The following is a 26288-nucleotide window of genomic DNA, read 5'->3' on the forward strand; positions in this document are numbered from 1 at the left end:
GAGTTGCGGACGAATTCCGTCCGACTACTCGACGCAGAACTCGTTGCCCTCGGGGTCGGCCATCACGACCAGCTCGTCGCCATCCCGAAGCACCGTCGCACCGAGGGCCGTCAGCCGCTGCACCTCGTCCGGCACCGACTCCGGTGCCCGCAGGTCGAAGTGCATCCGGTTCTTCGCGGCCTTCGGCTCCGGCACGGCCACGAACCACAGGCTCGGGCCGCCCCAGCCGGCCGGCTCGACGAAGGCGCGCTCGGCGGTCGACTCCTCGTCCAGGTCGCTGCCCAGGGCCGCGGCCCAGAAGGCTCCCACCCGCAATGCGTCGGCGCAGTCGAAGGTCACGGACTTGATGAAGGTGCCCATGAGACCAGGCTAGGCAACCGCGCTACCGGGTTTGCGGCGTGCCGTTCTTGTCGTCGTCCACGTGGTCCACCCGGCACCAGCGCTCGATCAGCCAGCCGACAGCCCACAGCAGCACCGAGCAGACCAGGCTGACCGCCGCGCGCACCGCGAGCGAGCGGCGCGGCCCGACGTCCAGCGTGGGAGCCAGGGCGAGCAGCTGCGCCGCGTACCAGCCGGTCAGCAGCGCGCCGCAGTACTGCGAGGCCTTGGCCAGCACGACGGTGCGGGCGGCTCGCAGCGGGTCCAGCGCCCGCGCACGGTCGCCGCGCTTCCACCGCCGGACCGGCCACGCGAAGGCCAGCACCGATGCCGTGAGCAGCACCATCACTGCCGGCGCGGACCACGGCAGGGCGGGCAGCTCGCGGCCCCCGGACATCCACAGCCGCAACAGGATCCAGCTCAACACCGCGACACCCAGGGCGAGCAGGGCGACGTTGCGAGTGCGGGTCGGGGTCACGTCGCCGACGTCCCGGGCAGCCGGACGCCGTCGCGGTCGGCGGCGACGGCGAGCAGCTCGCGCACCGGACGGACCTCGCCGGTCGGCAGCCGCAGCCTGGCGTCCGGCTGAACTTGTGACCACGGCGCCAGCACGAAGGCGCGCTCGTGCGCCCGCGGGTGCGGCAGGGTGAGCTCGGGGCCGGTGCTGACCACCTCGGACGACGAACCCGTCCGGCCGTAGGCGATCACGTCGAGGTCCAGCGTGCGCGCCCCCCACCGGACGTCGCGTTCGCGGCCGTGCAGCTGCTCGATGCGGTGGCAGGCCGCCAGCAGGTCCGCCGGGGCGAGCGAGGTCGTCAGCACGGCGACCAGGTTCAGGTAGTCCGGCTGGTCCGGACCGCCCACCGGGTCGGTCTCGACCAGCGGCGAGACCGCCTGCAGCGCAACGCCATCGGTCGCGTCCAGCTCGTCCAGCGCGAGGCGCAGGGTGGCCTCGCGGTCACCCAGGTTGGCGCCGAGGGCGAGCACGACCTCAGCCTCGGCCTCGACCTTGTGGCCGGCGTCGACCTCGTCGCTCACCGGCGCCACCGCCGGATCGACACGGACACGTCGCCGAACGGCACCGTCACCGGCGCCTGCGGCTTGTGCACCGTGACGTCGGCGGCCACCACCAGCGGCGACGCGAGCGCCACGTCGGCCAGCCGCTGCGCCAACGTCTCGATCAGCTCGACCGGTTCGCCGGACACCACCGCGACGACCTGCTCGGCCAGCTCGCCGTAGTGCACCGTGTGCGTCAGGTCGTCACCGGCCGCCGCGGCCCGGGAGTCCAGGTGCAGCACCACATCGACCACGAACTCCTGGCCGAGCGCCTTCTCGAAGTCCAGCACGCCGTGCCGTCCGCGAGCGCGCAACCCTTGCAGCGCAACGCGATCCAGCGGTCGGCCGTCAGCGTCCAGGACCGGGCCGACGTCCGCGCTCATCGACGCTGCCCTGCTGCCGCCGGCGATCGGTCCGCTGCCAGCGTGGCCGCCACCACCCGGACGGCGTCCGCGTTCGCCGGCACGTCGTGCACCCGCACGCACCAGGCCCCGGCCATCGCCGCGAGCACCGTGGTCGCCACTGTCGCCGCCTCGCGCTCGGGCACGGGGCGGGGTCCGCCGTCCGGCCCGGCCAGTAGCGAGCCGAGGAAACGCTTGCGGGACGCGCCGACCAGCAGCGGACGCCCGAGCGCGTGCAGCTCGCCCAGCCGCGCCAGCAGCGCCCAGTTGTGCTCCGCGTTCTTGGCGAAGCCCAGGCCCGGGTCGAGCACCAGCCGCTCGGGGTCGACGCCGGCGTCGAGCAGCGCGTGCACTCGCGCGGACAGCTCGGTCGTGACGTCGGCCACGACGTCGCCGTAGTGCGCCAGCCCGCTCATGCCGGACGACGGACCGCGCCAGTGCATGGCCACGAACGGCACCTTGGCCCGGGCCACCACGGTCGCCATCGCGTCGTCCGCCTGGCCGCCGCTGACGTCGTTGACCAGCACTGCACCAGCGCCCAGCGTGCGCTCGGCCACCGACGCGCGCATGGTGTCGACGCTGACCGGGACGCCTGCCTCGGCCAAGCCGATGACCACCGGCAGCACCCGGCGGAGCTCCTCGTCGGCGTCCACCCGCTGCGCACCGGGTCGGGTCGACTCGCCGCCGACGTCGACCAGGTCCGCGCCCTGCGCCATCAGCTCGAGGCCGTGCCGGACGGCCGCGGCCGGGTCCAGCCAGAGTCCGCCGTCGCTGAACGAGTCGGGCGTGACGTTCACGACGCCCATCACCAGCGTGCGGGTCCGCGCGGTCGCCTGCACAGAGTCGGGCAACCCCCGCAGCACCGGCCTGGCCGCGCTCATCTCAGCGGCCCCGCAGCAGGCTCATCGCCTCGGCGCGGGTGGCGGCGTCACGCAGCTGGCCGCGCACCGCGGAGGTGATCGTGCGGGTGCCAGGGCGACGCACGCCGCGCATGGCCATGCACAGGTGCTCGCACTCGATCACGACGAGCACGCCGCGTGGTTCGAGATGCTCGACCAGCGCGTCCGCGATCTGGCTGGTCATCCGCTCCTGCACCTGCAGGCGTCGGGCGAACACGTCGACCAGCCGGGCCAGCTTGGACAACCCGGTGACCCGCCCGTCCGTGTTCGGGATGTAGCCGACGTGAGCGACGCCGTGGAACGGCACCAGGTGGTGCTCGCACATCGAGTAGACGTCGATGTCGCGCACCAGCACGAGCTCGTCGTGGCCGATGTCGAACGTCGTGGTCAGCACGTCGGAGGCCTGCTGGTCCATCCCGGCGTAGACCTCGACGAACGAGCGCGCCACCCGGCCCGGGGTGGCCCGCAGGCCGTCGCGGTCCGGGTCCTCGCCGATCGCGAGCAGCAACTCGCGCACAGCGGCCTCGGCGCGCGCCTGGTCGATCACCTCAGTCCTCGGCGGTCAGAGACCGGGCTCGACGGTGCCGCCCTCGGGCACCTCCACCACGGCTACCGGCGGGTGCTCGCGCTCGTCCGAGACGCGGTGGCCGTTGCTGGCCGCCTTGACCTCGTTCGGTGACTGCACGGGCGGCAGGTCGCTGATCGGCCGGCGCTCGCTGGACAGCCAGACCGGTCGCTCGGGCGACTTGCGGACGTCAGCGAAGATCTCCAGCAGCTCCTTGCCGCCGAGCGTCTCCTTCTCGAAGAGCGCGAGCACGAGGCGGTCCAGCACGTCGCGGTTCTCCACCAGGACGTTCCAGGCCTCGTCGTGCGCGGCGTCGATCAGCCGGCGCACCTCTTCGTCGACGACCCCCGCGACCTCTTCGGAGTAGTCGCGCCCATGGCCCATGTCACGGCCCATGAAGACCTCGCCGCTCTCGGCGCCGAGCTTGATGGCGCCGATGCGCTCGCTCATGCCGAACTGGGTGACCATTCGCCGGGCCAGTCCGGTGGCCTTCTCGATGTCGTTCGAGGCACCGGTGGTCGGGTCGTGGAAGATCAGCTCCTCGGCGACCCGGCCGCCGAGCGCGTAGGCCAGCTGGTCCAGCAGCTCGTTGCGGGTCGTGGAGTACTTGTCGTCGATCGGCAGCACCATCGTGTAGCCGAGGGCACGCCCGCGCGGCAGGATCGTGATCTTGGCGACCGGGTCGGTGTGCCGCATCGCCGCGGCGACCAAGGCGTGACCACCTTCGTGGTACGCCGTGATCTTCTTCTCCTTCTCGCTCATCATCCGGGTCCGCTTCTGCGGACCGGCGACCACGCGGTCGACAGCCTCGTCGATCGCGGCATCGTCGATGAACTTCGCGTTCGTGCGGGCGGTGAGCAGCGCGGCCTCGTTGAGGACGTTGGCCAGGTCCGCACCGGTGAAGCCCGGGGTGCGCCGCGCCACGGCCTCGATGTCGACGTCCGGCGCCATCGGCTTGCCCTTGGCGTGCACGGTGAGGATCTGGAAGCGTCCGTTCTTGTCCGGGGCGTCGACGGCGATCTGCCGGTCGAAGCGGCCCGGGCGCAGCAGCGCAGGGTCGAGGATGTCGGGCCGGTTGGTGGCCGCGATCAGGATCACGTTGGTCTTGACGTCGAAGCCGTCCATCTCGACGAGCAGCTGGTTGAGCGTCTGCTCGCGCTCGTCGTGGCCGCCGCCCATGCCTGCGCCGCGGTGCCGGCCGACCGCGTCGATCTCGTCGACGAAGATGATCGCGGGGGCGTTCTGCTTGGCCTGCTCGAACAGGTCGCGGACCCGGCTGGCGCCGACGCCGACGAACATCTCGACGAAGTCCGAACCCGAGATGGTGAAGAACGGCACGCCGGCCTCGCCGGCGACGGCCCGGGCGAGCAGCGTCTTGCCGGTACCGGGCTGGCCGTAGAGCAGCACGCCCTTGGGGATCTTGGCGCCGACAGCCTGGAACTTGGCCGGCTCGGCCAGGAACTCCTTGATCTCCTGGAGCTCCTCGACCGCCTCTTCCGCGCCCGCGACATCCGCGAAAGTGGTCTTGGGTGCCTCCTTGCTGACCATCTTGGCCCGCGACTTGCCGAAGCTCATCACCCGGTTGCCGCCGCCCTGAGCCTGGCTCATCAGGAACCAGAACAGGCCCAGGATGATCAGGATCGGAAAGATCGACAGCAGCAGCGACGACAGCCAGCCCGGCTGGGGGTTGGAGTCGTCGAAGCCACCGGGGAGCTGGCCGGCCTTCGCCGCCGCGTTGACCGTGTCGACGACCTGCTCGCCACGCGGGGTGACGTAGAACGCCTGCACCCGGCTGGCGTCCTTGACGCCGTCCCCGGTGAACTTCTGGTCCTTCTTCAGGGTGATGTCGATCCGCTGGTCACCGTCGACGAGCTTGACCTTGTCGGCCTTGCCCTCGGAGATCAGGGTCAGCGCAGAGCTGGTCTCGATCCGCTGGAAGGACTGGCCGATAGAGCCGAGCCGCAGCACGGAAAGACCGATGAGCACGATGAGAACGACCCACACCAGCGGGCCGCGCAGGATGCGCTTGACGTCCATGGTTTCGGGATCGAAGACCCCATCCTCCTGCTCGATCGACACTTGCTGGCCAGGCGGTCGGCCCGCCCGATCACGTGGTCCACGACCTGGTCATGACGGTACACCGCCGTTCGTCCGTTCTCGGACGGCGGTGCGTGCTTGCTGAACGCCTGACCGGCCCCTGGTGTTCCGGGCTTCAGCGCCGGATGCGACCGGGTCGGCGTCGGGTCAGGAGTAGACGTGCGGGGCCAACGTGCCCACGAACGGCAGGTTGCGGTACTTCTCGGCGTAGTCGAGGCCGTAGCCGACCACGAACTCCGGGTCGATGTCGAAACCGACGTACCGGACCTCGACCTCGACCTTGGCCGCGGTCGGCTTGCGCAGCAGCGTGCAGATGTTGACCGACGCCGGGCCGCGCGAGCGCAGGTTGGCCTGCAGCCAGGACAGCGTCAGTCCGGAGTCGACGATGTCCTCGACGATCAGCACGTTGCGGCCGGTGATGTCCCGGTCGAGGTCCTTCATGATGCGCACGACGCCGGAGGACTTGGTGCCCGAGCCGTACGACGAGACGGCCATCCAGTCCATCTCGGCGGGGTGGTGCAGCGCCCGCGCCAGGTCGGCCATCACCATCACAGCGCCCTTGAGCACGCCGACCAGGAGCAGGTCCTGACCGGCGTAGTCGGCGTCGATCTGCTCGGCGAGCTCACGCAGCCGCGTCTGGATCTGCTCCTCGGTGAGCATCACGGAAGCCAGGTCGTCACCCATGTCGCTGTGGTCCACGAGGAGCAGCCTGCCACACCGCCGGACGGCGCCGACCTTGCCCGGCAGCGCCACCGGCCCCTGGCCTCGCCAGGCAGTGACCAGCGAGTCCATCGCCGCGACGTGCCGGCTGGACAGCTGCCCGTCGGACGCGCCGGCGGCCAGCGCGGCCTGCCGCAGAACACGCCGGCGCACGGCCGGTGGGAGCTCGGCCAGCGCTTCGACGTCCAAGCCCTTTTCGCCCGTCTGGGCGTCCCGGCCGCCGGGGGCGGGAGTGGCGGTGAGCTCGGCCAGCGCCCGGCCGGCCAGCTCGTCGAGCAGGTCCGAGTCGTCGCGGGCCAGTGCCGCCGAACGGGCCAGCGCAGCCACCGTCCCAGGCCCGAGCGCCGACTCCAGCTCGGGCAGCAGGCGGCGGGCGCGCACCCGGGCGAACCGGTCGTCGTCGTTGTGCGGGTCGCTCCAGGGGCGTAGCTCGAGCACCTCGCAGACCCGCTTCGTGGTGGTCCGGGGCAGCTCGATCAGGGGACGTCGGAGCAGGCCGCGGCGGGCCGCCATGCCCGACAACGAGCGGGTGCCGGACCCGCGGGCCAGTCCCAGCAGCACGGTCTCGGCCTGGTCGTCGCGGGTGTGCCCGAGCAGGACGGTGGCTGCGCCCAGCTCGGCGGCGGCCTTCTCCAGGGCCTCGTAGCGAGCCCGGCGTGCGGCCGCCTCGGGTCCGGTCCCGTCGTCCGGGACGTCGACCCGGACCGTGCGCACCGGGTCCAGCCCGAGCTCGCGGCAGCTGGCGGCCGCGCGCTCGACGACGTCGGCCGAACCGTCCTGAAGGCCGTGGTCGACGAGCACGGCGCCGGCCCGCAGGCGCTGCCGGGGCGCGACGAAGGCGGTCGCCGCCGCGAGCGCGAGGGAGTCGGCGCCGCCACTGACCGCGACCAGCACGAGGCCGTCGTCGTCCAGGTCGGCCAGCGCATGGCGGACGGCGGCCCGCACCTCGGCCACCGCACGATCAGGCCCGCTCACCCGCTCAGCCTAGGCCGGGAGCCGCCGCTGGTTGCTCCACTCAGACCGGTCTGCAGGCGGTTGCGGGCGGGTTGGGGTGAGCAAAGCGGGCTGGGGGGAGCAATCAGGGGTCAGCGCAGGACGCGCTCGACCCACCGGCCGGGCTCGGCGATCTCGGCCGGGTCGGGCAGCGTCTCCGGCGAGGTCCAGACCTCGTTGAATCCAGCCATGCCGACCCGCTCGACGACACCGCGGACGAACCTCGCGCCGTCCTTGTACTGGCGCATCTTGTCCTCGAGCCCGAGCAACCGCCGCACCAGCCGGTCGAACGGGTCGACACCGGCCCGGCGTGCGGTGAACCTGGCCCGGATGGTCGCCACGCTCGGCACCACCTCGGGGCCGACTTCGTCCATCACGACGTCCGCGTGCCCCTCCAGCAGCGACATGGTGGCGGCGATGCCGCGCAGCCGCTCGCGCTGCTCCGGCGAGGCGAACAGGTCGATCAGCGAACCACCCTCGCCCCGCAGCACTTCGGGCAGCCGCCGGGCGGCGTCCTCGAGCGTGCTGACCAGGCTGGCCGGGTCGGGCGCGAGGTCGGCGGCCAGCGAGGTGGCCTGCTCCAGCAGGTACTGCCGCAGCCACGGGACCGCGGTGAACTGCACCCGGTGGGTCTCCTCGTGCAGGCACACCCACAACCGGAAGTCGGACGGGTCGACGCCCATCTGTCGCTCGACATTGACGATGTTCGGGGCCACCAGCAGCAGCCGCGGGGTCGCGCCGGGGGCGATGTCGTACTGGCCCAGCACCTTGCCGGACAGGAAGGCCAGCAGCCCGCCCGCCTCGGCACCCGTGACCTTGCCGCCCACCGCGGCGAGCACGCCGGTCGCGCTGGTCCGGCGGTGCGCGGCCAACTTGTCGACGACCGGCAGCAGCATCGCGCGCAGCGTCCGCAGGTTCGCCTCGACCCAGCGCGGCCGGTCGACCACCAGCACGATCGGGGCGTCGTCCGGCGCGTGCAGGCCGGTGATCGCGGCGACGTGCGCCCGGGAGGCGACCGCGGCCTCACGTAACTCACTGACCGCCTGCGCCGCCTCGTCCGCACCGACCACCGGGCCAGGCCCGGCCAGCCGGCGGGCCGTGGCCGCGGCCAGGTCCCAGTCAACCAGACGGTCCAGCAGCTCCTCGCTCATCCCGGCATCCTCTCGTCGCGGCGCGCTAGCGGCATCCGCAAGCGGTGAGCGCGGCAGCCACCCTGTCTGACGCACGGCGAGCCAAGGTGGTGCCCCCGACCGGCACCTGGTCGCTCATCAGCACGAAGACGAGCAGCCGCCCGTCGGCGTCGACAGTCGTGCCGGCCAGGCTGTTGACGCCGGTCAGCGTCCCGGTCTTGGCCCGCACGACCCCTGCAGCGGCGTGCGTCGGCGGGGTGGTGAACCGGTCCGAGAGCGTCCCGTTGAACCCCGAGACGGGCAAGCCGGCGAGCATCGGGCGAAGCGCCGGGGTGCTGTCCTGCGACGCCAGCCCGAGCACGTCCGCCAGCACCCGGCTGGGCACCTCGCTGCCGGCCCCGAGCCCGCTGCCGTCGGACAGGTGCGCGTCGCCGATGTTCACGCCCAGTGTCTGCACCTGGTCCATCACGGCGAGCGCCGACCCCTCGAACGTTGTCGGCCGCTTCATGGCCTGTGCGGTGAGCCGGGCGAGCACCTCAGCCAGCGTGTTGTTGCTGGTGGTGAGCGCGACCCCGAGGACGTCGCCCACCGGCGCCGACCGGACCTCGCCCAGCACAGGCGAACCGGCGTTGGCCCGCGAGCGCGCCACCAGGCCGACCACCGTGATGCCCTGGGCGCGCAGTGCTGCAGCGAACGCGTCAGCGGCCGACTGGGACGGATCGGCCGGGCTGCGGTGGCCCAACCGGGCCAGGTTCCGGTCCAGGCCCAGCGCGGTGATCGGTCCGACGAAGCCGATCGGGACGTCGGTGGCCGCCCAGGCCCGGCTGACCGACGGACCGGTGAACACGCTGTCGTCGAAGCGGACGGCGACCTTGGTGCGCTGCTCAGCCCGCAGCTTCACGGCGACCTGCTCGGCGAGCGTGAGCAGCCCGGCGTGCCCGTGCACCTGGTCCAGGACGGACCGGCCGGTGCCGAGCATCACGTCGCCGGAGCCGACCAGCACGACCTCGTCCGCGGTGGCGCCCTGCACCACGCGGGTGGGCAGCGTGGTGCCACCGCCGACCGTGCTCAGCACGGCCGCTGCGGTCAGCAGCTTGGCGGTGGAGGCGGGCGTGCGCGGGATCGAGCCGGTGCGGTCCAGCAGCACCTGCCCCGACACGGGGTCGAGCACGGTGGCGGAGGTCTGTGGGCCGAGCGCGGGCACCGAAAGCAGCGGGTCCAGTACCCGGGAGACGCTCTCCGACGTCGGCGCGGGGGCCTGGGCGGACAGCGCCGGCAGTGCGGACGTCGGCGGGGTGCGCGGCGGGTCGGACGGCGTGGGCCGGGTCGGTGCAGGGCCTGCGCTCGCGGGATCCGTGGTGAGCGCGCCGGGCACCGCGTCTTCGACGTCGGCGGCCACGTACCCGAGCGCCAGCACCGCGACGGCTGCTGCCAGCCACCTCGCCCGCGGCATTGGCCCCCCTCGACACACAACGGCCCCGATGCGGGACACTTGGACACCTGCGACCCTAGTCGTCGCACCGAGGAACGAGCGGAAGAGGGCAAGCCGTGGAGTTCGACGTCACGATCGAGATCCCCAAGGGGCAGCGCAACAAGTACGAGGTCGACCACGAGACCGGCCGGATCCGGCTGGACCGCATGCTCTTCACCTCGACTCGCTACCCGGCCGACTACGGCTACGTCGAGGGAACGCTCGGTGAGGACGGCGACCCGCTGGATGCCCTGGTGCTGCTCGAGGAGCCCACGTTCCCGGGCTGCCTGATCAAGGCCCGGACCATCGGCCTGTTCCACATGCGCGACGAGGCCGGCGGCGACGACAAGCTGCTGTGCGTGCCCGCGGGGGATCCGCGGCTGAAGCACATCCAGGACCTGGAGGACGTCTCGCAGTTCGACCGCCTCGAGATCCAGCACTTCTTCGAGACCTACAAGGACCTCGAGCCCGGCAAGTCCGTCGAGGGCGCGCACTGGGCCGGCCGGGCCGAGGCCGAGGCCGAGGTCGAGCGATCCTACGAGCGGGCCAAGGGGACGAGCTACGCGGCTCACTGACGACGCACCGACCGGGGACCCCCACTCGTGACGGGTTATGGGGGTCTCAGGCGTCGTTGAGACCCCCACAACGCGTCACAAGACGAGGCGTGGGGCGTGCGGGTTGGGGTCAGGGGCGGCCGGCGTACGGCATGCGGTCGGAGCGGTAGATCGACGAGATCCGCACATCCGCGCCGGTGTAGGGAGCCTCGACCATCCGGCCGCCGCCGATGTAGATGGCGACGTGGTGGATCGAGTCGGGGTTCGAGGTGTCCGTGGCGAAGAAGATCAGGTCGCCCTCTCGCAGCTCGCCGTACGACACGTGCTCGGTCATCGCGTACTGCATGACCGACGAGTGCGGCAGGTAGACGCCGGCGCGGGCCCAGGCCTGCATGGTGAGCCCGGAGCAGTCGTAGGTCGAGGGACCATCCGCTGCCCACTCGTAGGGCTTGCCGAGCTGGGTCAGCGCCCAGTTGGCCGCGGCCGCGCCACCGGAGGACGAGCCCTGCGACGAGCCGCCGCCGCTCCCACCGGTGCTGCCACCGCTGTCGCTGCCACCACCGCCGCTGGAGCCACCGCTCGAGCCGCCGTTCGAGCCACCGTTCGAGCCACCGTTCGAGCCGCTGTTCGAGCCGTTGTGGCTGGACTGATGGCTGGCCTGCTCGCGGCGACGACGCTCGGCGGCGTCCTTGCGGCGCTGCTCAGCGGCGGCCCGACGTGCGGCGGCCTCGCGGGCGGCCTCGGCGCGGGCCCGGCGCTCGGCCTCGAGACCCTGCTGACGCTGGGTCGCCAGCTTCACCGAGGTCTTCTGCAGCGCGGCGAGCTGCACGATCATCTGCGAGCGCTGCGCACCGATCGCCGCGGTCTGCGCTGCCGCGTCGTCGGCCTTGGCCTGCACGGCCTGCCTCGCCAGCTCGAGCCTGGCCGCGGCGGCCGCCTGCTGCGCCCGCGCGGAGTCGGCCTGCTGCTTCATCATCTTCGCGACGACCCGGCTGGCCCGGGCCCGCTCGAAGGTCTGCTCGACCACGTTGTTGGCGATCCGGTAGCTGGCCGCCGACTGCAGCAGCTCCTGCGGCGTGGTGGCGCCGATCAGCACCTCGAGGCCGCCGAACGTTCGCCCGTCGTAGTAGGAGTCGACGGCGAGCTGCCCGACGTCGCGATCGGCCTTGTCGGCAGCGGCGGCCGCGGCGGCTGACTGCTTGCTGGCCGCGTTTGCGGCGGCGGTGCGCTGGTCGAGCTCGACCTTGGCCCGGTCGTAGGCCTCGGCGGCGATCTGCACCTGGGTCTGCAGCGCCTCCAGGCGGCTGGTCGCGACCGCCAGCGAGGCCTCGAGGCCGTGCACGGTCGTGGCCGCCGAGGTGACGGCCTGCTTGGCCCTGGCCACCTGGTCGGCCGACGGGTAGACCGGCTTGGCGCTGGCGTCGGACGTCGCGACGACACTGAGACCGGCCGCGAGCAGCACCGTGGTCACGCTGAGCGTCGTGGCACGGCAGACCTGGGTGCCGCGGATGCGGTGCAGGGGGCTCATCCGGACCCTTCGGTCGAGGCTCTCGTCAGCTCCCGGGCTGGAGCGGACGGCGGACGCCAGGCAGGCGCGCTCGACCGAGACTAGGCGAAAGTCGTCCCAGAGGGAACACCAGTCACACAGGTCCCGTGTCAGTTTCTCCGTCTCGAGCGTCACACGCGAGGCGACACGCCGAATAACACGCATGTGTTTTCGCAGGTGATGCCCCGTTCTGCCCTTCGTGCTGAAGGTAGGGATTGGCAACCCAAAGTAGTCACTTGAACACTCGCCGTGACCTAATCGTGATCAGCAGTTCCTGCGGCGTGGGCTCGGAAGGCACTTCGTAACTTGACAGTTACGTAATGAACGGCTTACCTAGTCGCTGTGGAAGCGTTCGCGGCGCTGGCCGACGACACCCGGCGGCAGATCGTCGAGCTGCTGGCCCACGGCGACCAGCCGGCGGGCGCGATCGCCGAGCGGTTCACGGTCAGCCGTCCGGCCGTCTCCCGGCACCTGCGGGTGCTGCGCGAGGCAGGCCTGGTGCAGGTCGAGCCACGCGGCACCCAGCGGGTCTACGCGCTGACCCGCGAACGGTTCGACGAGCTGGCGGACTGGCTGGACGACGTCCGCCGGTTCTGGGACCAGCGGCTGGACGCCCTGGGCACCGAGGTCTCCCGCGGACGACGCACCGACGGCACCGCGCCGGAAGGGAATCGACCATGACCGACACCACCTTGGACGGCGCGCTCCGCGCCACGCCCGACGGCCGCGCCGTCCGCTTCGAGCGGGAGTACCCGACCGGCCTGCACGACCTGTGGTCCGCGCTCACCGAGCCCGCGCGGGTGGCGCGCTGGCTGGACCGGATCACCGGCGACCTGCGGGTCGGCGGCCGGGTCACCGTGCACTTCGACGACGGTCCGGGCGAGCTCGAGGTGGTCGCCTGCGACTCGCCGCGGATGCTCGCGACCCGCTGGTTGGACGCCTCCAGGGACTCCCTGGTCACCGTCCGGCTGACCGAGCTGGCGGCCGACCGGACCCTGCTCGTGCTGGACCACACCGCGCTGACCGAGACCTCCGCAGCCGGCTACGCGGCCGGTTGGCACTGGCACCTGGACGCGCTGCGCGCACACCTGGACGGCGAGCAGCCACCCGAGTGGGCCGAGACGTTCGAGGTCCTGCTGGCCGGCTACCGGCAGGTCACGCCGGCGTCCTGAGCTTCTGCAGCGCCTGCTGGATGCCCCGATGGATCGTCGGGTAGGCGTACGGCATGTCGATCATCGACTGCACCGGCACGCCGACGCTCACGGCGAGGGCCAGGAAGCCGAGCACCTCGCCGCCGGTCGGTCCGGCCGAGGTGGCTCCGACGAGCACCCCGCGGTCGGCGTCCTCGACCACGGTGATGAACCCCTGCCCGCCGGGCCCGTGGATCCAGCCACGGGTGGTGTCCGCCAGGTCGACGGTCGCCACCCGCACGTTCGAAAGCTGCTTGCGCGCGGCGTCCGCGGTCAGCCCGACCGCCCCGACCTCCGGTTCGGTGAAGGTCACCCGCGGGATCGCGTCGTAGCGGGCCGGGGCGCCGCCCTGGCCGAGGACGTCGCGCACCACCACGTCCGCCTCGTACATCGACATGTGCGTGAAGGCGCCGTGCCCGACGATGTCGCCGAGCGCCCACACCCGGTCCCCGACCCGGCACCACTCATCGACCGGGACGCTACGCGCGCCGGGGTCGACGCCGACGGCGTCCAGTCCGACCGCGTGCACGTTGACCGAGCGGCCGCTGGCCACCAGCAGCCGGTCGGCGGTCAGCTCGCCGCCGTCCTCGAGCCTGACCCGCACCGCGCCGCCGGTCCCATTCGGTTCGACGTGGGTGGCGCCGACGCCCAACCGGACGTCGATGCCCTCGGCCGCGAAGATCTTCGCCAGCAGGTCGCCGGCGGCCGGTTCCTCCAGGGCCAGCAACCGCGGCGCGCGCTCCACCACGGTCACCGTGCAGCCGAACCGGGCGGCCACCTGGGACAGCTCGCAGCCGATCGCGCCGCCGCCGAGCACGATCAGTGAGTCCGGCAGCTCGCGCGCCTCGATGAAGCCGTGGTTGGTCCAGTAGTCGACGTCGCCGATGCCGTCCACCGGCGGGACGGCCGGGGCGGTGCCGGAGTTGACTACCACGCCCCTGGTAGCCAGCCACTGCGTGCCGTCGATCGTGACGGTGACGCCCTCGTCGGAGCGGGACTCGATCGCCCCGTGACCGCGCACGAACCTGGCGCCCTTGCCCTGCAACCGGTCTACCGCGACCTGGTCGTCCCAGTCGTCGGTCGCCTGTTCGCGGATTCGGTCCGCGACCTTCTCCCAGCGCGGTTCGACCCGGTGCGCCTCGCCGGCCAGCTCCGGCACCCGCCCGGCCTCGGCCAGCACTTGGGCCGCCCGGATCATCATCTTGGACGGGATGCACCCCCAGTAGGGGCACTCACCGCCGACCAACCGCTCGTCGACCCCCACGACGTCCAGCCCGGCCAGTGCCAGCCGACCTGCGACGTCCTCACCGCCCGGACCGAGACCGATCACGATGACCTCAGCAGTGTGCTCGCTCGTCATGTCGCGATCCTCGCCCATCCGGGGCGGTCCCGGCTAGCGCTGCGAGCTCGCCCGCAGCGCCGGCGGCAGGTAGCGGGCGCCCGGCCCGGTCTCGCCGAGCACGTCGTCCGGGTTGGACAGCCGACACCGCTGCAGCGACAGGCAGCCGCAGCCGATGCAGGTGGTCAGGCCGTCCCGCAGCCGTTCCAGTGCCGCGATCTGCTCGTCCAGCCGGGCCTGCCAGGACCTGGAGAGCCGGGCCCAGTCCGCCTTGGTCGGGGTGCGTCCGCTGGGCAGGGTGTCCAGCGCGGCGCGGATCTCGTCCAGCGACAGCCCGACGTTCTGGGCGGCGCGGATGAACGCCAGCCTGCGCAGCACGGCCCGTGGGAACCGCCGTTGCCCGCCGGTCGTCCGGGTCGACGCGAGCAGCCCCTGGCTCTCGTAGTACCGGATCGCCGAGCTGGCCATCCCGCTGCGGCGCGCGACGTCCCCGATCACCAGATGGTCGGACGTGCTGGGCATCCGGGGCCTCCTCAGGGGTTGACCTCAAGTTCACTTGAACTTACAGGATAGGGCCATGACCACCACCACGTCACCCGTCGCGATCGTCACCGGCGCCTCCCAGGGCCTGGGCCTCACTCTCACCGCCTGGCTGGTCCGCCACGGGTGGCACGTCGTCGCCGACGCGCGCGACGCGACCCGCCTACGGGCCGCGCTGGCTCCCTTCGGCCGGGCCGTCAGCGCCGTCCCGGGCGACGTCACCGACGCCGGCCACCGTCACGACCTGGTGGCTGCTGCGGGGGCAGCCGGCCGGCTGGACCTCTTGGTGCACAACGCCAGCAGCCTCGGCGCCCAGCCGCTGCCGCCGCTGGCCGACTACCCCACCGAGGCCCTCACGACGGTGCTGGACACGAATGTGGTCGCGCCGCTGGCACTGACCCGACTGGCCCTGCCTCTGCTGAGCGAGCGCACGGGATCGACCCGGCTGGGCACCGTGCTGGCCATCAGCTCGGACGCCGCAGTCGAGGCGTACGAGGGCTGGGGCGGCTACGGCGCGTCCAAGGCCGCCTTGGATCACGCCATGCGGGTGCTGGCAGCCGAGCGACCCGACCTGGCGGTGTACTCGGTGGACCCCGGTGACATGCGCACCCAGATGCACCAGGACGCCTTCCCGGGTGAGGACATCAGCGACCGGCCGCTGCCCGAGGAGGTGGTCGACCACCTCGCTCCGCTGGTGTCGGCGCAGCTGCCGAGCGGGCGCTACCGCGCCGCCGAGCTGGCCGTGCCGCCGTCCCACGCCCTGACGGTGGCCGGGGCACGCGCGGAGCAGCCATGAGGACGGTGCACGCGGACGACCCGGCCCAGCTGCCGCCGGCCACCACCAGGTTCAGCCTCGGCCCGGACAGCGACGCGGCAGCACCACCCGAGCGTCGAGGACTGGCCCGGGACGGCGTGCGGCTGCTCATCGCGGAGCCGCACGCGTTGCAGCACAGGCTGTTTCGCGACCTGCCGGAGGTACTGAGCCCGGGCGACCTGCTCGTCGTCAACACGTCCGCCACCGTGCCCGCGGCGCTGCGGGCGACGCACCGGCGTGGCGGCCGGGCGCGGCTGCACGTATCCACCGAGCTGGACGACGGCAGCTGGGTGGTCGAGCCGCGGCTACCCGCCAACGACGGACCCGACCTGCGGCTGCGGGCCGGCGACAGCGTGCGGCTGGCGGCCGGCGTCGGCCTGCGGTTACTGGACAGCTATCCCCGCCCCGGGGCGACGGCCGGGTCGAGGCTTTGGCGGGCGTCCGTCTCGCCGGCCACCGATCTGCTGGCCTTCCTGGGCCGGCACGGACGGCCGATCGAGTACGACTACCTGCACGGGTCCTTCGACCTGGCCGACCATCAGAACGTCTACGCGAGCCAGCCCGGCAGCGCCGAGATGCCCAGCGCCGGAAGGCCTTTCACGGCGCCCCTGCTGGTTCGGCTGATGGCGCGGGGGATCACCATCGCGCCGGTGCTGCTGCACTGCGGCGTTTCCAGCCAGGAGGCGCACGAGGCACCGCTGCCGGAACGCTTCGAGGTCGGCCCGGACACGGCCCGGCTGGTGCGCAGCGCCTGGTCAGCCGGCCGTCGGGTGGTCGCGGTCGGCACCACCGTCGTGCGAGCGCTGGAGTCCGCCGCGGGTGCCGACGGCCGGGTGCGTGCTGCGTCCGGGTGGACCGAGCTCGTGGTCGGGCCGGGGTACTCACCGCGGGCTGTGACCGGACTGCTCACCGGGCTGCACGCCCCCCAAGCCAGCCACCTGCTGATGCTGGAGGCACTGGCGGGGCCGCAGCTGGTCGAGCGGGCGTACGACAGTGCCGTGCGCGGGCACTACCTCTGGCATGAGTTCGGCGACTCGATGCTGTTCCTGCTCTAGCCGGTCGCCCTCAGGTCGGCGGCCGGCGATGCCGACATCTGGAGGGTGCGGATCATCGCCGGCGCGGTCACCGTCTACCTCAGCCTCGCGTGGCTGCTGGTGGACCGCTACGTGCGCCACCGGGGCTGGCGGGTGCTGCCGGTGCTGCTGGCGGTGCCGGCGCTGGTCTTCACCCTCAACGAGCTGCGGTGGTGGCACTTCGAGCACGGTCTGGCGCAGGCGGTGCGACCCGTGCTGGCCGGGCGGGACTCCGGCTTCGGCTGCGAGCGGGTGCTGCACGGCTTCTTCAGCAGTCAGGGACACCCGGGCCACGTCTGGTTCGACGAGAACGGGACGCCAGCGTCCCAGGCGTTCCTGTCGTCGTCCACCTGCTCGCGGGTCAAGGCATACCAGCGCGACCCGGCCAGCGCCGGGATCGACGAGGTCGTCGCGGTGCACACCGTCACGCACGAGGCCGAGCACCTGTCCGGCGTGCAGTCCGAGGGCGTCGCGGAGTGCCGGGCGATGCAGGCCGACGCCGCCGTGATGGTGGCGCTGGGCGCGCGCCCGGAGACGGCCCAGGCACAGGTGAGGAGCTACCTGGGCCTGATCTACCCGCGGCTGCCCGACGAGTACCGCGGCGCCCAGTGCGTCGACGGTGGCGCACTGGACCTGAGCCCCGGCGACGGGAGCTGGCCCTAGCCCGTCTCGGGCTGTGGCACCGCCGGTTGCGGCGGTTCGGCTGGTGGCTGTGGCGGCGGCTCGGGTGGTGGTTCCTTCGGTGCCTTCGGGTTGGCGCTGACGGAGGTGAAGAAGACCCTCGACCACGCCATCTCGGGGTCCGCGTCGACCAGGAACGCCCGCAGCAGAAGGCTCATCGGCACCGCGAGCAACGCACCCAGGGCCCCGAGCAGGTACGCCCACAGAATGAGGGAGATGTAGGTCATCAGCGTGCTGAGTCCGACCGCGTCGCCGACGAACCGCGGCTGGATGAAGGTCTGCAGCACGACGTTGATCACGCAGTACACCGCGAGCACGGCGAAGAAGGTGCCCCAGCCGCCGGAGAGCAGCCCCAGCAGTGCGGGCGGGATCACCCCGATCACGAAGCCGATGTTCGGGATGAAGTTCGTCAGGAAGGCCAGCAGACCCCAGGTCACAGGCAGCGGCACACCGAGCGCCCACAGCGCGAGCGTGTCGAGGACCGCGACGATCGCGCCGAACACGGTGGTCACGATCAGGTAGCTCATGGTCCCGCTGACGAAACGACTCAACGCGGCCGACAAGTTGGGACGCACCGCGCGCAGCTGCTCGGCCCGCACGTTGGCCAAGGTCACTTCCGCACCGAGGAAGAACAGCAGGGTGACCAGGAAGAACATGTTGCCCAAGGCATCCAGCAGCGAGCTCAGCAGGTCCCCAACGAAACCGAGCAGCCTGCCGAGGTCGAGGTGGCTGAGGGCGGAGTGGACCTGGGTGGTGTCCATTCCGGCCTTCGACGCCGCCGTGGTCGCCGAGTTCACCAGGTCCTCGGCCTGGCCGGCGTACTGGGGCAGCACGGTCGCCAGCTTCACGATCGAGATGGCCACCCCGCCCGCGAGGAGAAGGACGAGGATGTACACGGCCACCAGGGCGACGAGCGTCGCCAGCCAGGCCGGGGCACCCTTGGAGCGCACCCAACGGGGGATCGGCGCGACCGCGATCGTCAGCACCAGGGCCAGCATCGTCGGTGCCACCAGCCCCGACGCGAACTTGATCCCGCCGGCGATGACGATCGCGGCGGCGGTCCCGATCAGGACCACGACCGATCGGGGCAGCGGCGAGCGCACCACCGCCTGCTCGCTCGTCCCGGCAGCGGACATGGCGCTCCCTCCGTTCCTCTTCGCGAACGCTAGGGATCACCGGTACTCACACGCCTCCCCCGGCAAGGGTGAGGCGCACCGACCCGTCAAGACGCATGCTGGGGCCATTCCGGAGCGCGCCGTCGGGGGCGAGCAGCAATCGTTCATGGAGGGCCCTATGGGGGAGTACGCGATCCGCGTCACCGGCCGGCTCTCCAGCGCCCTGGTCAGCGCGTTCCCGACCCTGCACCAGCAACCCCTTCCGGTGCAGACCCTGCTGTGGGGCCCGCTGCCCGACCAGGCTGCCCTGCAAGGAGTGCTGGACCACCTCGACGAGCTCGGGGTCGAGATCCTCGAGGTCACCCAGCTGCCGGACCGCGAGCAGGACGCCGCCCAGGACACCGCGCAGGACCGGCCCGCCTGACCAGTCGCCGGACGCCTCGCGCTCCGGCCGGTCAGGGTCAGCACCGCCGAGTCGTCAGACCTGGAGCAGTCCCGCTTCGCGGGCGGCACGCAGGGCCTCGCCACGCCTGGTCGCGCCGAGCTTGCGGTACAGAGAGGCCAGATGCGTCTTGACCGTGTTCTCGGTGATGAACAAGGTCGAGGCGATGTCGGTGTAGGAGCCGCCGAGTGCGAGCTCGCGCAGCACGTCCACCTCGCGGCTGGTCAGGTCGATCACCGGCACCGGGATCGTCGCTGGTTCGGTGAGGTCGATGGTCGCCGTCGCGAGCGTCTGGGTGCGGTCCCGCCCGCTGCGGCCTTCCCGCCCGCCGCTCAACCGGTCGCGCTCGATCGGCTGGGTCGGGATCGGCTGCACCGCGGCCCTCAGGCCGTGCAGGACGGCCAACAGCTCCTCGGCGCCCTTCGGCGGCGGCTCGGTCGCTGCGGCCTGCGCGACCAGGGCGACGAACGCTGGCTCGCGTCCGGCGTCCGCCAGCACCAGCCGGTGGTGCGGAGTGATCCGGGTGAGTACCCCGTCCAGGTGTACCCGAGCCAGCTCGACGTCGTTGTCCCGCAACGCCATCCAGGTGCGGTACACGGCTGCAGCCGTTCCCGCGGACTGGGCGCGCAGACCCGGTCGCGAGGAGATCAACACCTCGTCCAGGGCTGCCGCGCAGCCTTCGGCGTCACCGCGCAGGTCCATCAGCATGGCGTCGATCACGGCCGCATCCACCGACCGTCCCAGGTCGCGCATCACCGCCGTGCACTCGACGGCGTCCTCGACGTCCTGGTCCAGCACCGCCAGCCAGCCGCGCAGCTCGGTGTACCAACGCCGCAGGAAGCGCGGCACGGCGCCGTGCGCCGGCGGCGGGTTCTCGAGGTAGCCGCGGGCCTGACGGACGTTCCCGGTGTGCGCCAGCAGGTGGCACTCGATCAGGTGGGTCAGCAGCTCGACCGGCACGTCCAGCTCGCCCGACTGGGCAGCCCGGACCAGCGCGACCTGCCGCCGGCAGGTGGTCAGGTCGAGGTCGTTCAGCGCCACCCACGCGTGCGCCACGTGCGCCGAGGCGACGAAAGGCGCCAGGCCGGACGACGTGTGCTCGGCTCGGGCGATCACCTCGCGAGCCCGACGGTCGGCCGCCGAGTAGGAGCCACGGGCCAGGTCCACCAGGCTGGCGTGCGCCAGGGCCTCGACCACCAGCAGGTCGGCCCCCAGTCCTCGGGCCATCACCAGCGCCCGGTCCAGGTGGGTTCGGGCCGACTGCAGGTCGCCCTCCCAGCACTGCACGACTGCGACCTCGATCAGCAGCCAGGCGCGCGCGTGGTCCGCGGCGCCCAGCGTGCCGGCGCGTCCTGACCGACTTGCCGGGGCACGCGCGGCCGGGGCGAGCGCGAGCTGCTCCAGCGCCCGCGAGATCGCGTCGTCGGCCGGCTGCAGCCCGGTCCGGGCGAGCCAGCACAACAGGATCGGCTCGCCCTCCGCCCAGGCGATGCAGGTCGGGTCGGCGTGCTCGGCGCCCATCACCAGCGCCTCGGCGGCCAGCCGGCCGGCCGCCTTGAGGTCGCCGGCACCGCGCCGTTCCAGCGCCCGGAGGACGGCCAGGCCGGCGTTCCCGCGCGCCAGGTCCTCCGGCACCGCATCGAGCGCCTCGGCCACGAACTCGCGTTCGCCGGTCGCGAGCAGGCTCAGGCCATGCACCGAGAGCAGGTCGACCAGCCGGTCGCGCTGATGCAGGTGAGTCGCGTGCAGCAGCGCCGACCCCACGTTGCCGCGCAGCGCGCTGTCGTCGATCACCCGCAGCTCGGCCGCCTCGTGCAGCGCGTGCTCCGGCCCGCCGAGAACCACCCGGCGCCGTAGCAGCTCCTGCAGCAGCGGGTGGTAGCTCCAGGCGGGTGCGCCGGCCTCGTCGACGGCTGCGGTGACCAGGAACCCCTCCGCCGCCATCCGCCCGATCCTCGCGCCGGCATCCGCATCGCCGGACATCACCACCGCGTCGTGCTCGGTCACCAGATCGCTGCTGCAGGTGCACAGCAGGACGTGTCGGGTGTGTTCGTCGAGGGTGTCGAACACCTCGCTGAGCAAGTAGTCCAGAACGGGCTGCTCGGTGCGGGACAACGCCTCTCGAGCCGTCACCGGGTCGCTCGCGGAGGCCACTGCCCGAGCGCCCAGGACGAGCGCCGCGGCCCAGCCCTGCCCGCGCTCGCGGACGATCTCGACGTCGGCGGCGTCCGCGCCGCTGGCGTGCGCGGCGATCAACCGGATCGCTTCGGTATCGGTGAACCGCAGCTGCGCGGCCCGGATGGTGGTCATCTCGTCGGCCAGCTCGAGCCGGACCAGCGGCAGCGGGAGGTCGCGCCGGCTGACCAGCACGACGTGGCAGTGTCCGGCACCGGACGCGACCAGCTCGACGACGAGCCGCAGGTCCGAGGCGCGCAGCAGGTGCGCGTCGTCCAGCACGACCACGCTGCGCGCCTTGGCGCGTTTCGCCTCGGACAGCAGCTCAGCGAGGTCCGGCGTCCCGAGTCGCCCTGATCGCGGGCTGCGGCAGTCGATCCAGAGCACCCGGTGCCGGCGCGAGCTCTGCTGCGCGGCCCAGCCGCGCAGCATCGCGCTCTTGCCGGCGCCTGCGGGGGCGACGACCACCGTGAGGGGTCGCTGCGTGGCGCGGTCCAGCAACTGGTCGAGCCGCGGCCGCGGCACCCAGTTGCCCGGCAGCGCGCGCGCGAAAACGGGTCGCGCCGCGTACCCATCGCCCTCTGCCTGAGCGGCCAAGCCGACCACCCCTCCCCGGTTGGACGACGGGTCAAGAGTGCCTGACGCCCACCGCTAGATCAACAACCACCCCGGCACTGTTCGCATTGCACACATCTCGGAGCGCGAGGAAGCCGCCGGCCGAAATCGGTCGGCGGCTTCCTCGTGACGGCTACTCCTGGTCGAGTCGGACGGTGGCCAGGCTCCAGATGACGAACACGTCCAGGGCGATGATGACGATGCCCCAGAACGGGTAGTAGGGCAGCCACAGGAAGTTGGCCAGCGCCTGCAGTCCTGCGATGAGCATGCCGAGGCTGCGGGCGACGACGTTGCCGGTGAAGATGAACACACCCGCGAGCGCCATGATCAGGCCGACGATCAGATGGATCCAGCCCCACTGGCTCGCGTCGAAGTGCAAGAAGTAGTTGGGCGTGTTGACGAAGAAGTCCTTGCCGTCGATGATCGCGACGAGTCCCTGGAAGAACCCGAAGATCCCGACGGTCATCATCAGGGCGCCGGCGAAGACGCTCCCCCCGCTGGCCCAGCTGGACGATCTGCTGCTGCTCATGCTTCCTCCGTTTTCGGTTCCCGCGAACCCAGCGTCCCCACGAGGTTGAAGCACCCGACCCGCTGCGCGCCTCACCCGTGCCGGGTGAGTGGGGGCACTTCGGGACGGGTCGGGCGACGTCCAGGGTTCGCCTGCTGGACGCCGGCCGCTCACCTGGACGGCGACCGTCGGCTGCGCGGGACTGGTCGGCTGTGGGGCGTTCACGCTCCCTGCGACGAAACGGATGGACATGAGCGCTGCACGATCCCCCCGAAGCCCGCGCCGCACGACAGCGGTCGCCGTCCTGGCCGCGGCCGCCCTGGTCGCCGTCCCGGCTGTCGCGGTGGCCGCCGGACAGCACGCCGACAACACCTCGGCCGCCCGGCACGCCATCACCGGCGGCAAGGCCCGCAACGTCATCCTGCTGATCGGTGACGGCATGGGCGACAGCGAGATCACCATCGCCCGCAACTACCAGGTCGGAGCAGCCGGCCGGCTTGCCATGGACAAGCTCCCGCTGACCGGCGCCTACACGACCTACGCGGTGCAGAAGGCCGACCCGACGCTGCCGGACTACGTCACCGACTCGGCGGCGTCCGGCTCGGGATGGTCGACCGGCCACAAGACCTACAACGGTGCCATCTCGGTGCTTCCGGACGGCACGCCGGTGCCGACGATCCTCGAGCTGGCCAAGAGGGCCGGGTACCGCACCGGCGACATCACCACGGCCGAGCTGCAGGACGCGACCCCGGCGGTGCTCGCCTCGCACGTGGTGAACCGCGACTGCAAGGGCCCCGACGCGATGGCGACCTGCGCGGTCAACGCGGTGGAGAACGGCGGCGCCGGGTCGATCGCCGAGCAGCTGGTCAACACCGGCCCGGACGTGCTGCTCGGTGGCGGCAAGCAGTACTTCGACCAGACCGTGCACGCGGGATCGTTCGCCGGCCAGAGCGTGCTGTCCCAGGCGCAGGCCAAGGGCTACCAGGTGGTCACGGACGCCACCGCCCTGGCCGCGGTGCACCCGGGCGGCAAGGTGCTGGGCACGTTCGCACCGAACAACATGGACCTGGAGTGGGTCGGCCCGGCCGCCTCACCCACCGGGACGCCGTCGTCCACCTGCACGGTGAACCCGGCTCGGACGGCCTCCCAGCCGCACCTGTCGCAGATGGCCGACAAGGCGATCTCGTTGCTGGACAAGGAGTCCAGGGGCAAGCGCAAGGGCTTCTTCCTGCAGATCGAGGGTGCGTCCATCGACAAGCAGGACCACGCGGCGAACGCCTGCGGCCAGATCGGTGAGCACGTCGAGTTCGACAAGGCCGTCCAGCGGGCGCTCGACTACCAGCGCTCGCACCCGGATACGCTGGTGGTGGTGACCGCTGACCACGGGCACACCAGCCAGATCGTCGGGGCCGGTTCGTTGACCACCGGCGCGACGGTGACCCTGCGGACCCACGACGGCGCGGACATGACGATCAGCTACGCGACCGCGCCGCTCAGCGGCTCGCAGCAGCACACCGGCACCGAGGTGCGGATCGCCGCAGGCGGCCCGCAGGCGGCCAACGTCCTCGGCGTCACCGACCAGACCGACCTGTTCTTCACCATGCGGCGGGCACTCGGCCTGGGCTGAGGCTCAGCGCGAGATCCGGTCGCGGCCGGCGACCTTGGCGCGGTAGAGCGCCTGGTCCGCGCGGGCCAGACACGCGGTGAGCGACTCGACGCCGTCCCAGGTGGCCAGACCGAACGAGCAGGTCTGGCCGCCTGGGACACCGGCGCGCAGCCGTTCGAGCGCGAGCACCGCCTCGTCGGCTTTGCTGCCCGGGAGCGCGATGGCGAACTCCTCGCCACCCCACCGGGCGACCAGGTCGACCTCGCGCAGGGTGCCAGTCGTCAGGTCGGCGAACCCGCGCAGCAGCTCGTCGCCGGCCTCGTGCCCGTTCGCGTCGTTGTAGGCCTTGAAGTGGTCCAGGTCGGCCACCGCGAGGGTGAGTGACTCGCCACTGCGCTTGACCTGCCCGATCAGCACCTGCAGCCGCTCGTGCCAGCCCCGGCGGTTCACCAGTCCGGTCAGCGGATCGGTGGTGGCCAGGGACTCGAGCCGCTGGCGGAGCATCGCCCCGGTGAGTGCGGCGCCCGTCTCGGCCGCGAGGGTGGAGACCAACGAGCCGATCCGCTCGTCCAGCGACTGCGCCGGCTCGAGCCAGCCGATCAACAGGATGGCCACGGTCCGGCCGTCCGAGGTGACCGGCTGGCACAGCACCGCTCGGGTGCCGGACAGCTCCGCGAGCGCCTTGCTGACCGCTGAGAAGGCCTGCGCGTCCGGCAGGAAGGCCACCTCGCCGGTGGCGAAGACGCGCCCGATCAGGGTGCCCGGGCCCAAAGCAGTGCGGACGCCCATGGTGTCGATGCCGTCGCAAGCGCTGACCACGAGCTCGTCGCCGTCCGGCTCGACCAGAGCCACCGAGCCGGCGCCGACCAGCTCGCGCACCGCACGAACCACGACCGGGCGCGGGTCGGTGCCGAACTGGGCGCAGCGGGCCACCTTCGCGATCGCGCTCAGGGTCTCCTGCGAGTCGCGCAGCTCCAGCTCGGCCTGCTTGCGGTCGGTCACGTCCTGGATGTGCGCGAGGGTCCAGTCCTGGCCCTGCGGCCCTTCGACGCTGCTCACGCTCAGCCAGGCCCAGCGGACCTCGCCTGAGGGCCGGACGTAGCGCTTCTCGATCCGGACGAAGCCGTTGCCCTCCGCAAGCATGCTCTGCGCCCGGCGATGGCCGTCCAGGTCCTCGGGGTGGGTGAACGGTGCCGTCGAGGAGCCACGCAGCTCGGACTCGGCGCGGCCCAGCAGCTGGCACAGCGCGGCGTTGGCCGCGACGAAGTGGCCGTGCTCGTCGGACAGCCCGATGCCGACCGGCGAGTCCTCGAACATGCTGCGGAACCGACGCTCGGACAGCTCCAGCCGCTCCTTGGTGGCGGACAGCGCGGCCTGCTGGACGCGCTCCTCGGTCACGTCGGCCATGGCCACCACGGCACCGAGCGTCGTCCCGTCGGAGGCGGTCAGTGAGCGGCCGAAGCACAGCGCGTGGGTCGCCTTGCCGCCACGGGGCGCGATCACGATCTCGATGTTCTCGACGTGGCCGTCCTCCAGGGCACGCAGCAGCGGCACCTTGTCCGCGGCGAGCGGCGTGACGCCGTCCACCTCGTAGAGGTCGTACTGGTCCACCCAGTCGCCCGCCCCGACGCCGTCCAGGATGCCGGCGCCGTGCCAGTCGCGAGCCGCCTGGTTGAAGACGGTCAGGTTGCCATCCTGGTCGCAGGCGACGATGCCGACGGCCACGCTGGCGAGCACCGCGTCGAACAGCTCCTGGCGGGTCTCGAGCTCGCGGGCCACCCGCTGCGCCGTGACCCGGCGGTTCTCCGCCCGTTCGGCCTGGTCGGCGCTGAGCCGCGCCGCGCGGTGCTGCTCGAGCAGGCCGAGCAGCACGGTCGCCAGGTCAGTGAGGGCAGCCAGCTGCGTCGGCGCGAGGTCATCGGGCCGGTTGTCGAACAGGCACAGGGTGCCGAGCGCGACCCGGCCTGCGGTGACCAGCGGGATCGAGGCGTAGAACCGCACGTGTCCGAGCTCGCCACCCACCCAGGGGCTGTCCGCGAACCGCGGGTCCATCGACGCGTCGGCCACCACCACCGGCCGGCCGGCAAGGAAGTGCTGGGCGCACATCGAGTCGTCGCGAGGGGTGTCGCGGCCGGCGAAGCCCACTGTGGCGATCTGGCGCTGGTGGGTCCGGTCGATGATGTTGAGGGACACGTTCGGGATGCCGCTGACCTGGGCCGCGAGCCTGAGCAGGGCGTCCAGCTCGGGCCACGAGCGGCCGTCGAGCAGACCGTAGTCGCGCAACGCAGCAAGCCGCCCGGCCTCCTGGTACGGCGGACGGACCTGCGCGGTCCTGGTCTGCACCGGCGTCCTTCCTGGTCGTTGCCGACACAATCGCCGA

The 26288-nt window shown here is 72.2% G+C and carries 25 protein-coding genes; 8 read left to right on the forward strand and 17 right to left on the reverse strand.

Annotation, left to right across the window (positions count from 1 at the left end; genetic code table 11):
* Positions 1 to 24: 24 nt before the first annotated feature.
* From ACPPVT_RS20865 to dacB, 10 genes are all read right to left on the reverse strand, one after another.
* Positions 25 to 360, reverse strand: a complete 336-nt coding sequence (locus ACPPVT_RS20865) for a VOC family protein (protein WP_426563693.1) — start codon at positions 358 to 360, stop codon at positions 25 to 27.
* A 22-nt stretch (positions 361 to 382) separates the two neighbouring features.
* Positions 383 to 856, reverse strand: a complete 474-nt coding sequence (locus ACPPVT_RS20870) for a DUF3180 domain-containing protein (protein WP_426563695.1) — start codon at positions 854 to 856, stop codon at positions 383 to 385.
* Positions 853 to 1416 (reverse strand): 2-amino-4-hydroxy-6-hydroxymethyldihydropteridine diphosphokinase, encoded by a 564-nt coding sequence (gene folK, locus ACPPVT_RS20875; protein ID WP_426563697.1) that lies wholly within the window; start codon positions 1414 to 1416, stop codon positions 853 to 855. The genes ACPPVT_RS20870 and folK overlap by 4 nt, the downstream gene beginning before the upstream one ends.
* The gene (folB, locus tag ACPPVT_RS20880; protein ID WP_426563699.1) at positions 1413 to 1817 is read right to left on the reverse strand and encodes a dihydroneopterin aldolase; all 405 of its coding nucleotides are present in this window, start codon (positions 1815 to 1817) and stop codon (positions 1413 to 1415) included. The genes folK and folB overlap by 4 nt, the downstream gene beginning before the upstream one ends.
* Positions 1814 to 2716 carry a dihydropteroate synthase gene (gene folP, locus ACPPVT_RS20885; protein ID WP_426563701.1) on the reverse strand — a complete coding sequence of 301 codons (903 nt, stop codon included), beginning with the start codon at positions 2714 to 2716 and terminating at the stop codon, positions 1814 to 1816. Before folP ends, folB begins: the two co-directional genes overlap by 4 nt.
* A gap of 1 nt (position 2717) precedes the next feature.
* Positions 2718 to 3281 (reverse strand): GTP cyclohydrolase I FolE, encoded by a 564-nt coding sequence (gene folE, locus ACPPVT_RS20890; protein ID WP_426563703.1) that lies wholly within the window; start codon positions 3279 to 3281, stop codon positions 2718 to 2720.
* A gap of 15 nt (positions 3282 to 3296) precedes the next feature.
* The gene (gene ftsH / locus ACPPVT_RS20895; RefSeq protein ID WP_426563704.1) at positions 3297 to 5336 is read right to left on the reverse strand and encodes an ATP-dependent zinc metalloprotease FtsH; all 2040 of its coding nucleotides are present in this window, start codon (positions 5334 to 5336) and stop codon (positions 3297 to 3299) included.
* Positions 5337 to 5543: 207 nt separating this feature from the next.
* On the reverse strand, positions 5544 to 7091 hold the full coding sequence (gene hpt / locus ACPPVT_RS20900) for a hypoxanthine phosphoribosyltransferase (RefSeq protein WP_426563708.1): 1548 nt from the start codon (positions 7089 to 7091) through the stop codon (positions 5544 to 5546).
* Positions 7092 to 7201: 110 nt separating this feature from the next.
* On the reverse strand, positions 7202 to 8260 hold the full coding sequence (locus tag ACPPVT_RS20905; protein WP_426563710.1) for a zinc-dependent metalloprotease: 1059 nt from the start codon (positions 8258 to 8260) through the stop codon (positions 7202 to 7204).
* Positions 8261 to 8285: 25 nt separating this feature from the next.
* A complete protein-coding gene (gene dacB / locus ACPPVT_RS20910) occupies positions 8286 to 9692 on the reverse strand; it encodes a D-alanyl-D-alanine carboxypeptidase/D-alanyl-D-alanine endopeptidase (protein ID WP_426563712.1) in 1407 nt (468 codons plus the stop codon).
* Between the two features lie 95 nt (positions 9693 to 9787).
* On the opposite strand from dacB, the gene ACPPVT_RS20915 reads away from it, so the two are divergent.
* On the forward strand, positions 9788 to 10285 hold the full coding sequence (locus tag ACPPVT_RS20915) for an inorganic diphosphatase (protein ID WP_426563714.1): 498 nt from the start codon (positions 9788 to 9790) through the stop codon (positions 10283 to 10285).
* A 109-nt stretch (positions 10286 to 10394) separates the two neighbouring features.
* Here ACPPVT_RS20915 and ACPPVT_RS20920 read toward each other — a convergent pair whose 3' ends face one another.
* Entirely contained in the window at positions 10395 to 11792 is a 1398-nt protein-coding gene (locus ACPPVT_RS20920) for an NlpC/P60 family protein (protein WP_426563716.1), read from the reverse strand.
* A gap of 360 nt (positions 11793 to 12152) precedes the next feature.
* Between ACPPVT_RS20920 and ACPPVT_RS20925 the strand changes: the two genes are divergently transcribed.
* A complete protein-coding gene (locus ACPPVT_RS20925) occupies positions 12153 to 12491 on the forward strand; it encodes an ArsR/SmtB family transcription factor (protein ID WP_426563718.1) in 339 nt (112 codons plus the stop codon).
* Positions 12488 to 12982: an SRPBCC family protein gene (locus ACPPVT_RS20930; protein WP_426563720.1), complete on the forward strand. Its 495-nt coding sequence runs from the start codon at positions 12488 to 12490 to the stop codon at positions 12980 to 12982. The genes ACPPVT_RS20925 and ACPPVT_RS20930 overlap by 4 nt, the downstream gene beginning before the upstream one ends.
* Here the strand turns inward: ACPPVT_RS20930 and ACPPVT_RS20935 are convergent.
* Both ACPPVT_RS20935 and soxR read right to left on the reverse strand, forming a co-directional pair.
* Positions 12966 to 14360 carry a dihydrolipoyl dehydrogenase family protein gene (locus tag ACPPVT_RS20935; protein WP_426563722.1) on the reverse strand — a complete coding sequence of 465 codons (1395 nt, stop codon included), beginning with the start codon at positions 14358 to 14360 and terminating at the stop codon, positions 12966 to 12968. The genes ACPPVT_RS20930 and ACPPVT_RS20935 overlap by 17 nt on opposite strands.
* Before the next feature lie 33 nt (positions 14361 to 14393).
* The gene (gene soxR / locus ACPPVT_RS20940) at positions 14394 to 14861 is read right to left on the reverse strand and encodes a redox-sensitive transcriptional activator SoxR (RefSeq protein WP_426563724.1); all 468 of its coding nucleotides are present in this window, start codon (positions 14859 to 14861) and stop codon (positions 14394 to 14396) included.
* Between the two features lie 55 nt (positions 14862 to 14916).
* Between soxR and ACPPVT_RS20945 the strand changes: the two genes are divergently transcribed.
* From ACPPVT_RS20945 to ACPPVT_RS20955, 3 genes are read left to right on the forward strand one after another with little or no spacing between them, the layout of a single operon-like run.
* Positions 14917 to 15675 carry an SDR family NAD(P)-dependent oxidoreductase gene (locus ACPPVT_RS20945; RefSeq protein WP_426563726.1) on the forward strand — a complete coding sequence of 253 codons (759 nt, stop codon included), beginning with the start codon at positions 14917 to 14919 and terminating at the stop codon, positions 15673 to 15675.
* Positions 15672 to 16748, forward strand: a complete 1077-nt coding sequence (locus tag ACPPVT_RS20950; protein WP_426563728.1) for an S-adenosylmethionine:tRNA ribosyltransferase-isomerase — start codon at positions 15672 to 15674, stop codon at positions 16746 to 16748. Before ACPPVT_RS20945 ends, ACPPVT_RS20950 begins: the two co-directional genes overlap by 4 nt.
* Positions 16749 to 16793: 45 nt before the next feature.
* Complete coding sequence (locus ACPPVT_RS20955; RefSeq protein WP_426563730.1) at positions 16794 to 17429, forward strand: hypothetical protein; 636 nt, start codon at positions 16794 to 16796, stop codon at positions 17427 to 17429.
* On the opposite strand, the gene ACPPVT_RS20960 is transcribed toward ACPPVT_RS20955, so the two are convergent.
* Positions 17426 to 18583: an AI-2E family transporter gene (locus ACPPVT_RS20960; RefSeq protein WP_426563732.1), complete on the reverse strand. Its 1158-nt coding sequence runs from the start codon at positions 18581 to 18583 to the stop codon at positions 17426 to 17428. The genes ACPPVT_RS20955 and ACPPVT_RS20960 overlap by 4 nt on opposite strands.
* 157 nt (positions 18584 to 18740) lie before the next feature.
* Here ACPPVT_RS20960 and ACPPVT_RS20965 point away from each other — a divergent pair, with 157 nt between their 5' ends.
* Positions 18741 to 18986 carry a hypothetical protein gene (locus ACPPVT_RS20965; protein WP_426563734.1) on the forward strand — a complete coding sequence of 82 codons (246 nt, stop codon included), beginning with the start codon at positions 18741 to 18743 and terminating at the stop codon, positions 18984 to 18986.
* Between the two features lie 54 nt (positions 18987 to 19040).
* Here the strand turns inward: ACPPVT_RS20965 and ACPPVT_RS20970 are convergent, their stop codons facing one another.
* Together ACPPVT_RS20970 and ACPPVT_RS20975 are read right to left on the reverse strand one after the other, a co-directional pair.
* Positions 19041 to 21776, reverse strand: a complete 2736-nt coding sequence (locus tag ACPPVT_RS20970) for a LuxR C-terminal-related transcriptional regulator (protein WP_426563736.1) — start codon at positions 21774 to 21776, stop codon at positions 19041 to 19043.
* A gap of 151 nt (positions 21777 to 21927) precedes the next feature.
* Positions 21928 to 22323, reverse strand: coding sequence for a DUF7144 family membrane protein (locus ACPPVT_RS20975; RefSeq protein WP_426563738.1), 396 nt, complete (start codon positions 22321 to 22323; stop codon positions 21928 to 21930).
* Positions 22324 to 22552: 229 nt separating this feature from the next.
* Between ACPPVT_RS20975 and phoA the strand changes: the two genes are divergently transcribed.
* Positions 22553 to 23929, forward strand: a complete 1377-nt coding sequence (phoA, locus tag ACPPVT_RS20980; protein WP_426563740.1) for an alkaline phosphatase — start codon at positions 22553 to 22555, stop codon at positions 23927 to 23929.
* A gap of 3 nt (positions 23930 to 23932) precedes the next feature.
* Here phoA and ACPPVT_RS20985 read toward each other — a convergent pair whose 3' ends face one another.
* Complete coding sequence (locus ACPPVT_RS20985) at positions 23933 to 26251, reverse strand: diguanylate cyclase (protein ID WP_426563742.1); 2319 nt, start codon at positions 26249 to 26251, stop codon at positions 23933 to 23935.
* Positions 26252 to 26288 lie beyond the last annotated feature (37 nt).

The sequence above is a fragment of the Angustibacter sp. McL0619 genome, assembly GCF_049994355.1.
Classification (GTDB): Bacteria; Actinomycetota; Actinomycetes; order Actinomycetales; family Angustibacteraceae; genus Angustibacter.

Excerpts from the sequence above, each read along its gene's own strand:
- dacB (WP_426563712.1), bottom strand. The coding sequence starts at position 9,692 with ATGCCGCGGGCGAGGTGGCTGGCAGCAGCCGTCGCGGTGCTGGCGCTC.
- ACPPVT_RS20935 (WP_426563722.1), bottom strand. The coding sequence starts at position 14,360 with ATGACGAGCGAGCACACTGCTGAGGTCATCGTGATCGGTCTCGGTCCG.
- ACPPVT_RS20965 (WP_426563734.1), top strand. The coding sequence starts at position 18,741 with ATGGGGGAGTACGCGATCCGCGTCACCGGCCGGCTCTCCAGCGCCCTG.
- folB (WP_426563699.1), bottom strand. The coding sequence starts at position 1,817 with ATGAGCGCGGACGTCGGCCCGGTCCTGGACGCTGACGGCCGACCGCTG.
- ACPPVT_RS20945 (WP_426563726.1), top strand. The coding sequence starts at position 14,917 with ATGACCACCACCACGTCACCCGTCGCGATCGTCACCGGCGCCTCCCAG.
- soxR (WP_426563724.1), bottom strand. The coding sequence starts at position 14,861 with ATGCCCAGCACGTCCGACCATCTGGTGATCGGGGACGTCGCGCGCCGC.
- ftsH (WP_426563704.1), bottom strand. The coding sequence starts at position 5,336 with ATGGACGTCAAGCGCATCCTGCGCGGCCCGCTGGTGTGGGTCGTTCTC.
- folP (WP_426563701.1), bottom strand. The coding sequence starts at position 2,716 with ATGAGCGCGGCCAGGCCGGTGCTGCGGGGGTTGCCCGACTCTGTGCAG.
- ACPPVT_RS20930 (WP_426563720.1), top strand. The coding sequence starts at position 12,488 with ATGACCGACACCACCTTGGACGGCGCGCTCCGCGCCACGCCCGACGGC.
- ACPPVT_RS20950 (WP_426563728.1), top strand. The coding sequence starts at position 15,672 with ATGAGGACGGTGCACGCGGACGACCCGGCCCAGCTGCCGCCGGCCACC.
- ACPPVT_RS20975 (WP_426563738.1), bottom strand. The coding sequence starts at position 22,323 with ATGAGCAGCAGCAGATCGTCCAGCTGGGCCAGCGGGGGGAGCGTCTTC.
- ACPPVT_RS20920 (WP_426563716.1), bottom strand. The coding sequence starts at position 11,792 with ATGAGCCCCCTGCACCGCATCCGCGGCACCCAGGTCTGCCGTGCCACG.
- ACPPVT_RS20865 (WP_426563693.1), bottom strand. The coding sequence starts at position 360 with ATGGGCACCTTCATCAAGTCCGTGACCTTCGACTGCGCCGACGCATTG.
- ACPPVT_RS20905 (WP_426563710.1), bottom strand. The coding sequence starts at position 8,260 with ATGAGCGAGGAGCTGCTGGACCGTCTGGTTGACTGGGACCTGGCCGCG.
- ACPPVT_RS20960 (WP_426563732.1), bottom strand. The coding sequence starts at position 18,583 with ATGTCCGCTGCCGGGACGAGCGAGCAGGCGGTGGTGCGCTCGCCGCTG.
- phoA (WP_426563740.1), top strand. The coding sequence starts at position 22,553 with ATGAGCGCTGCACGATCCCCCCGAAGCCCGCGCCGCACGACAGCGGTC.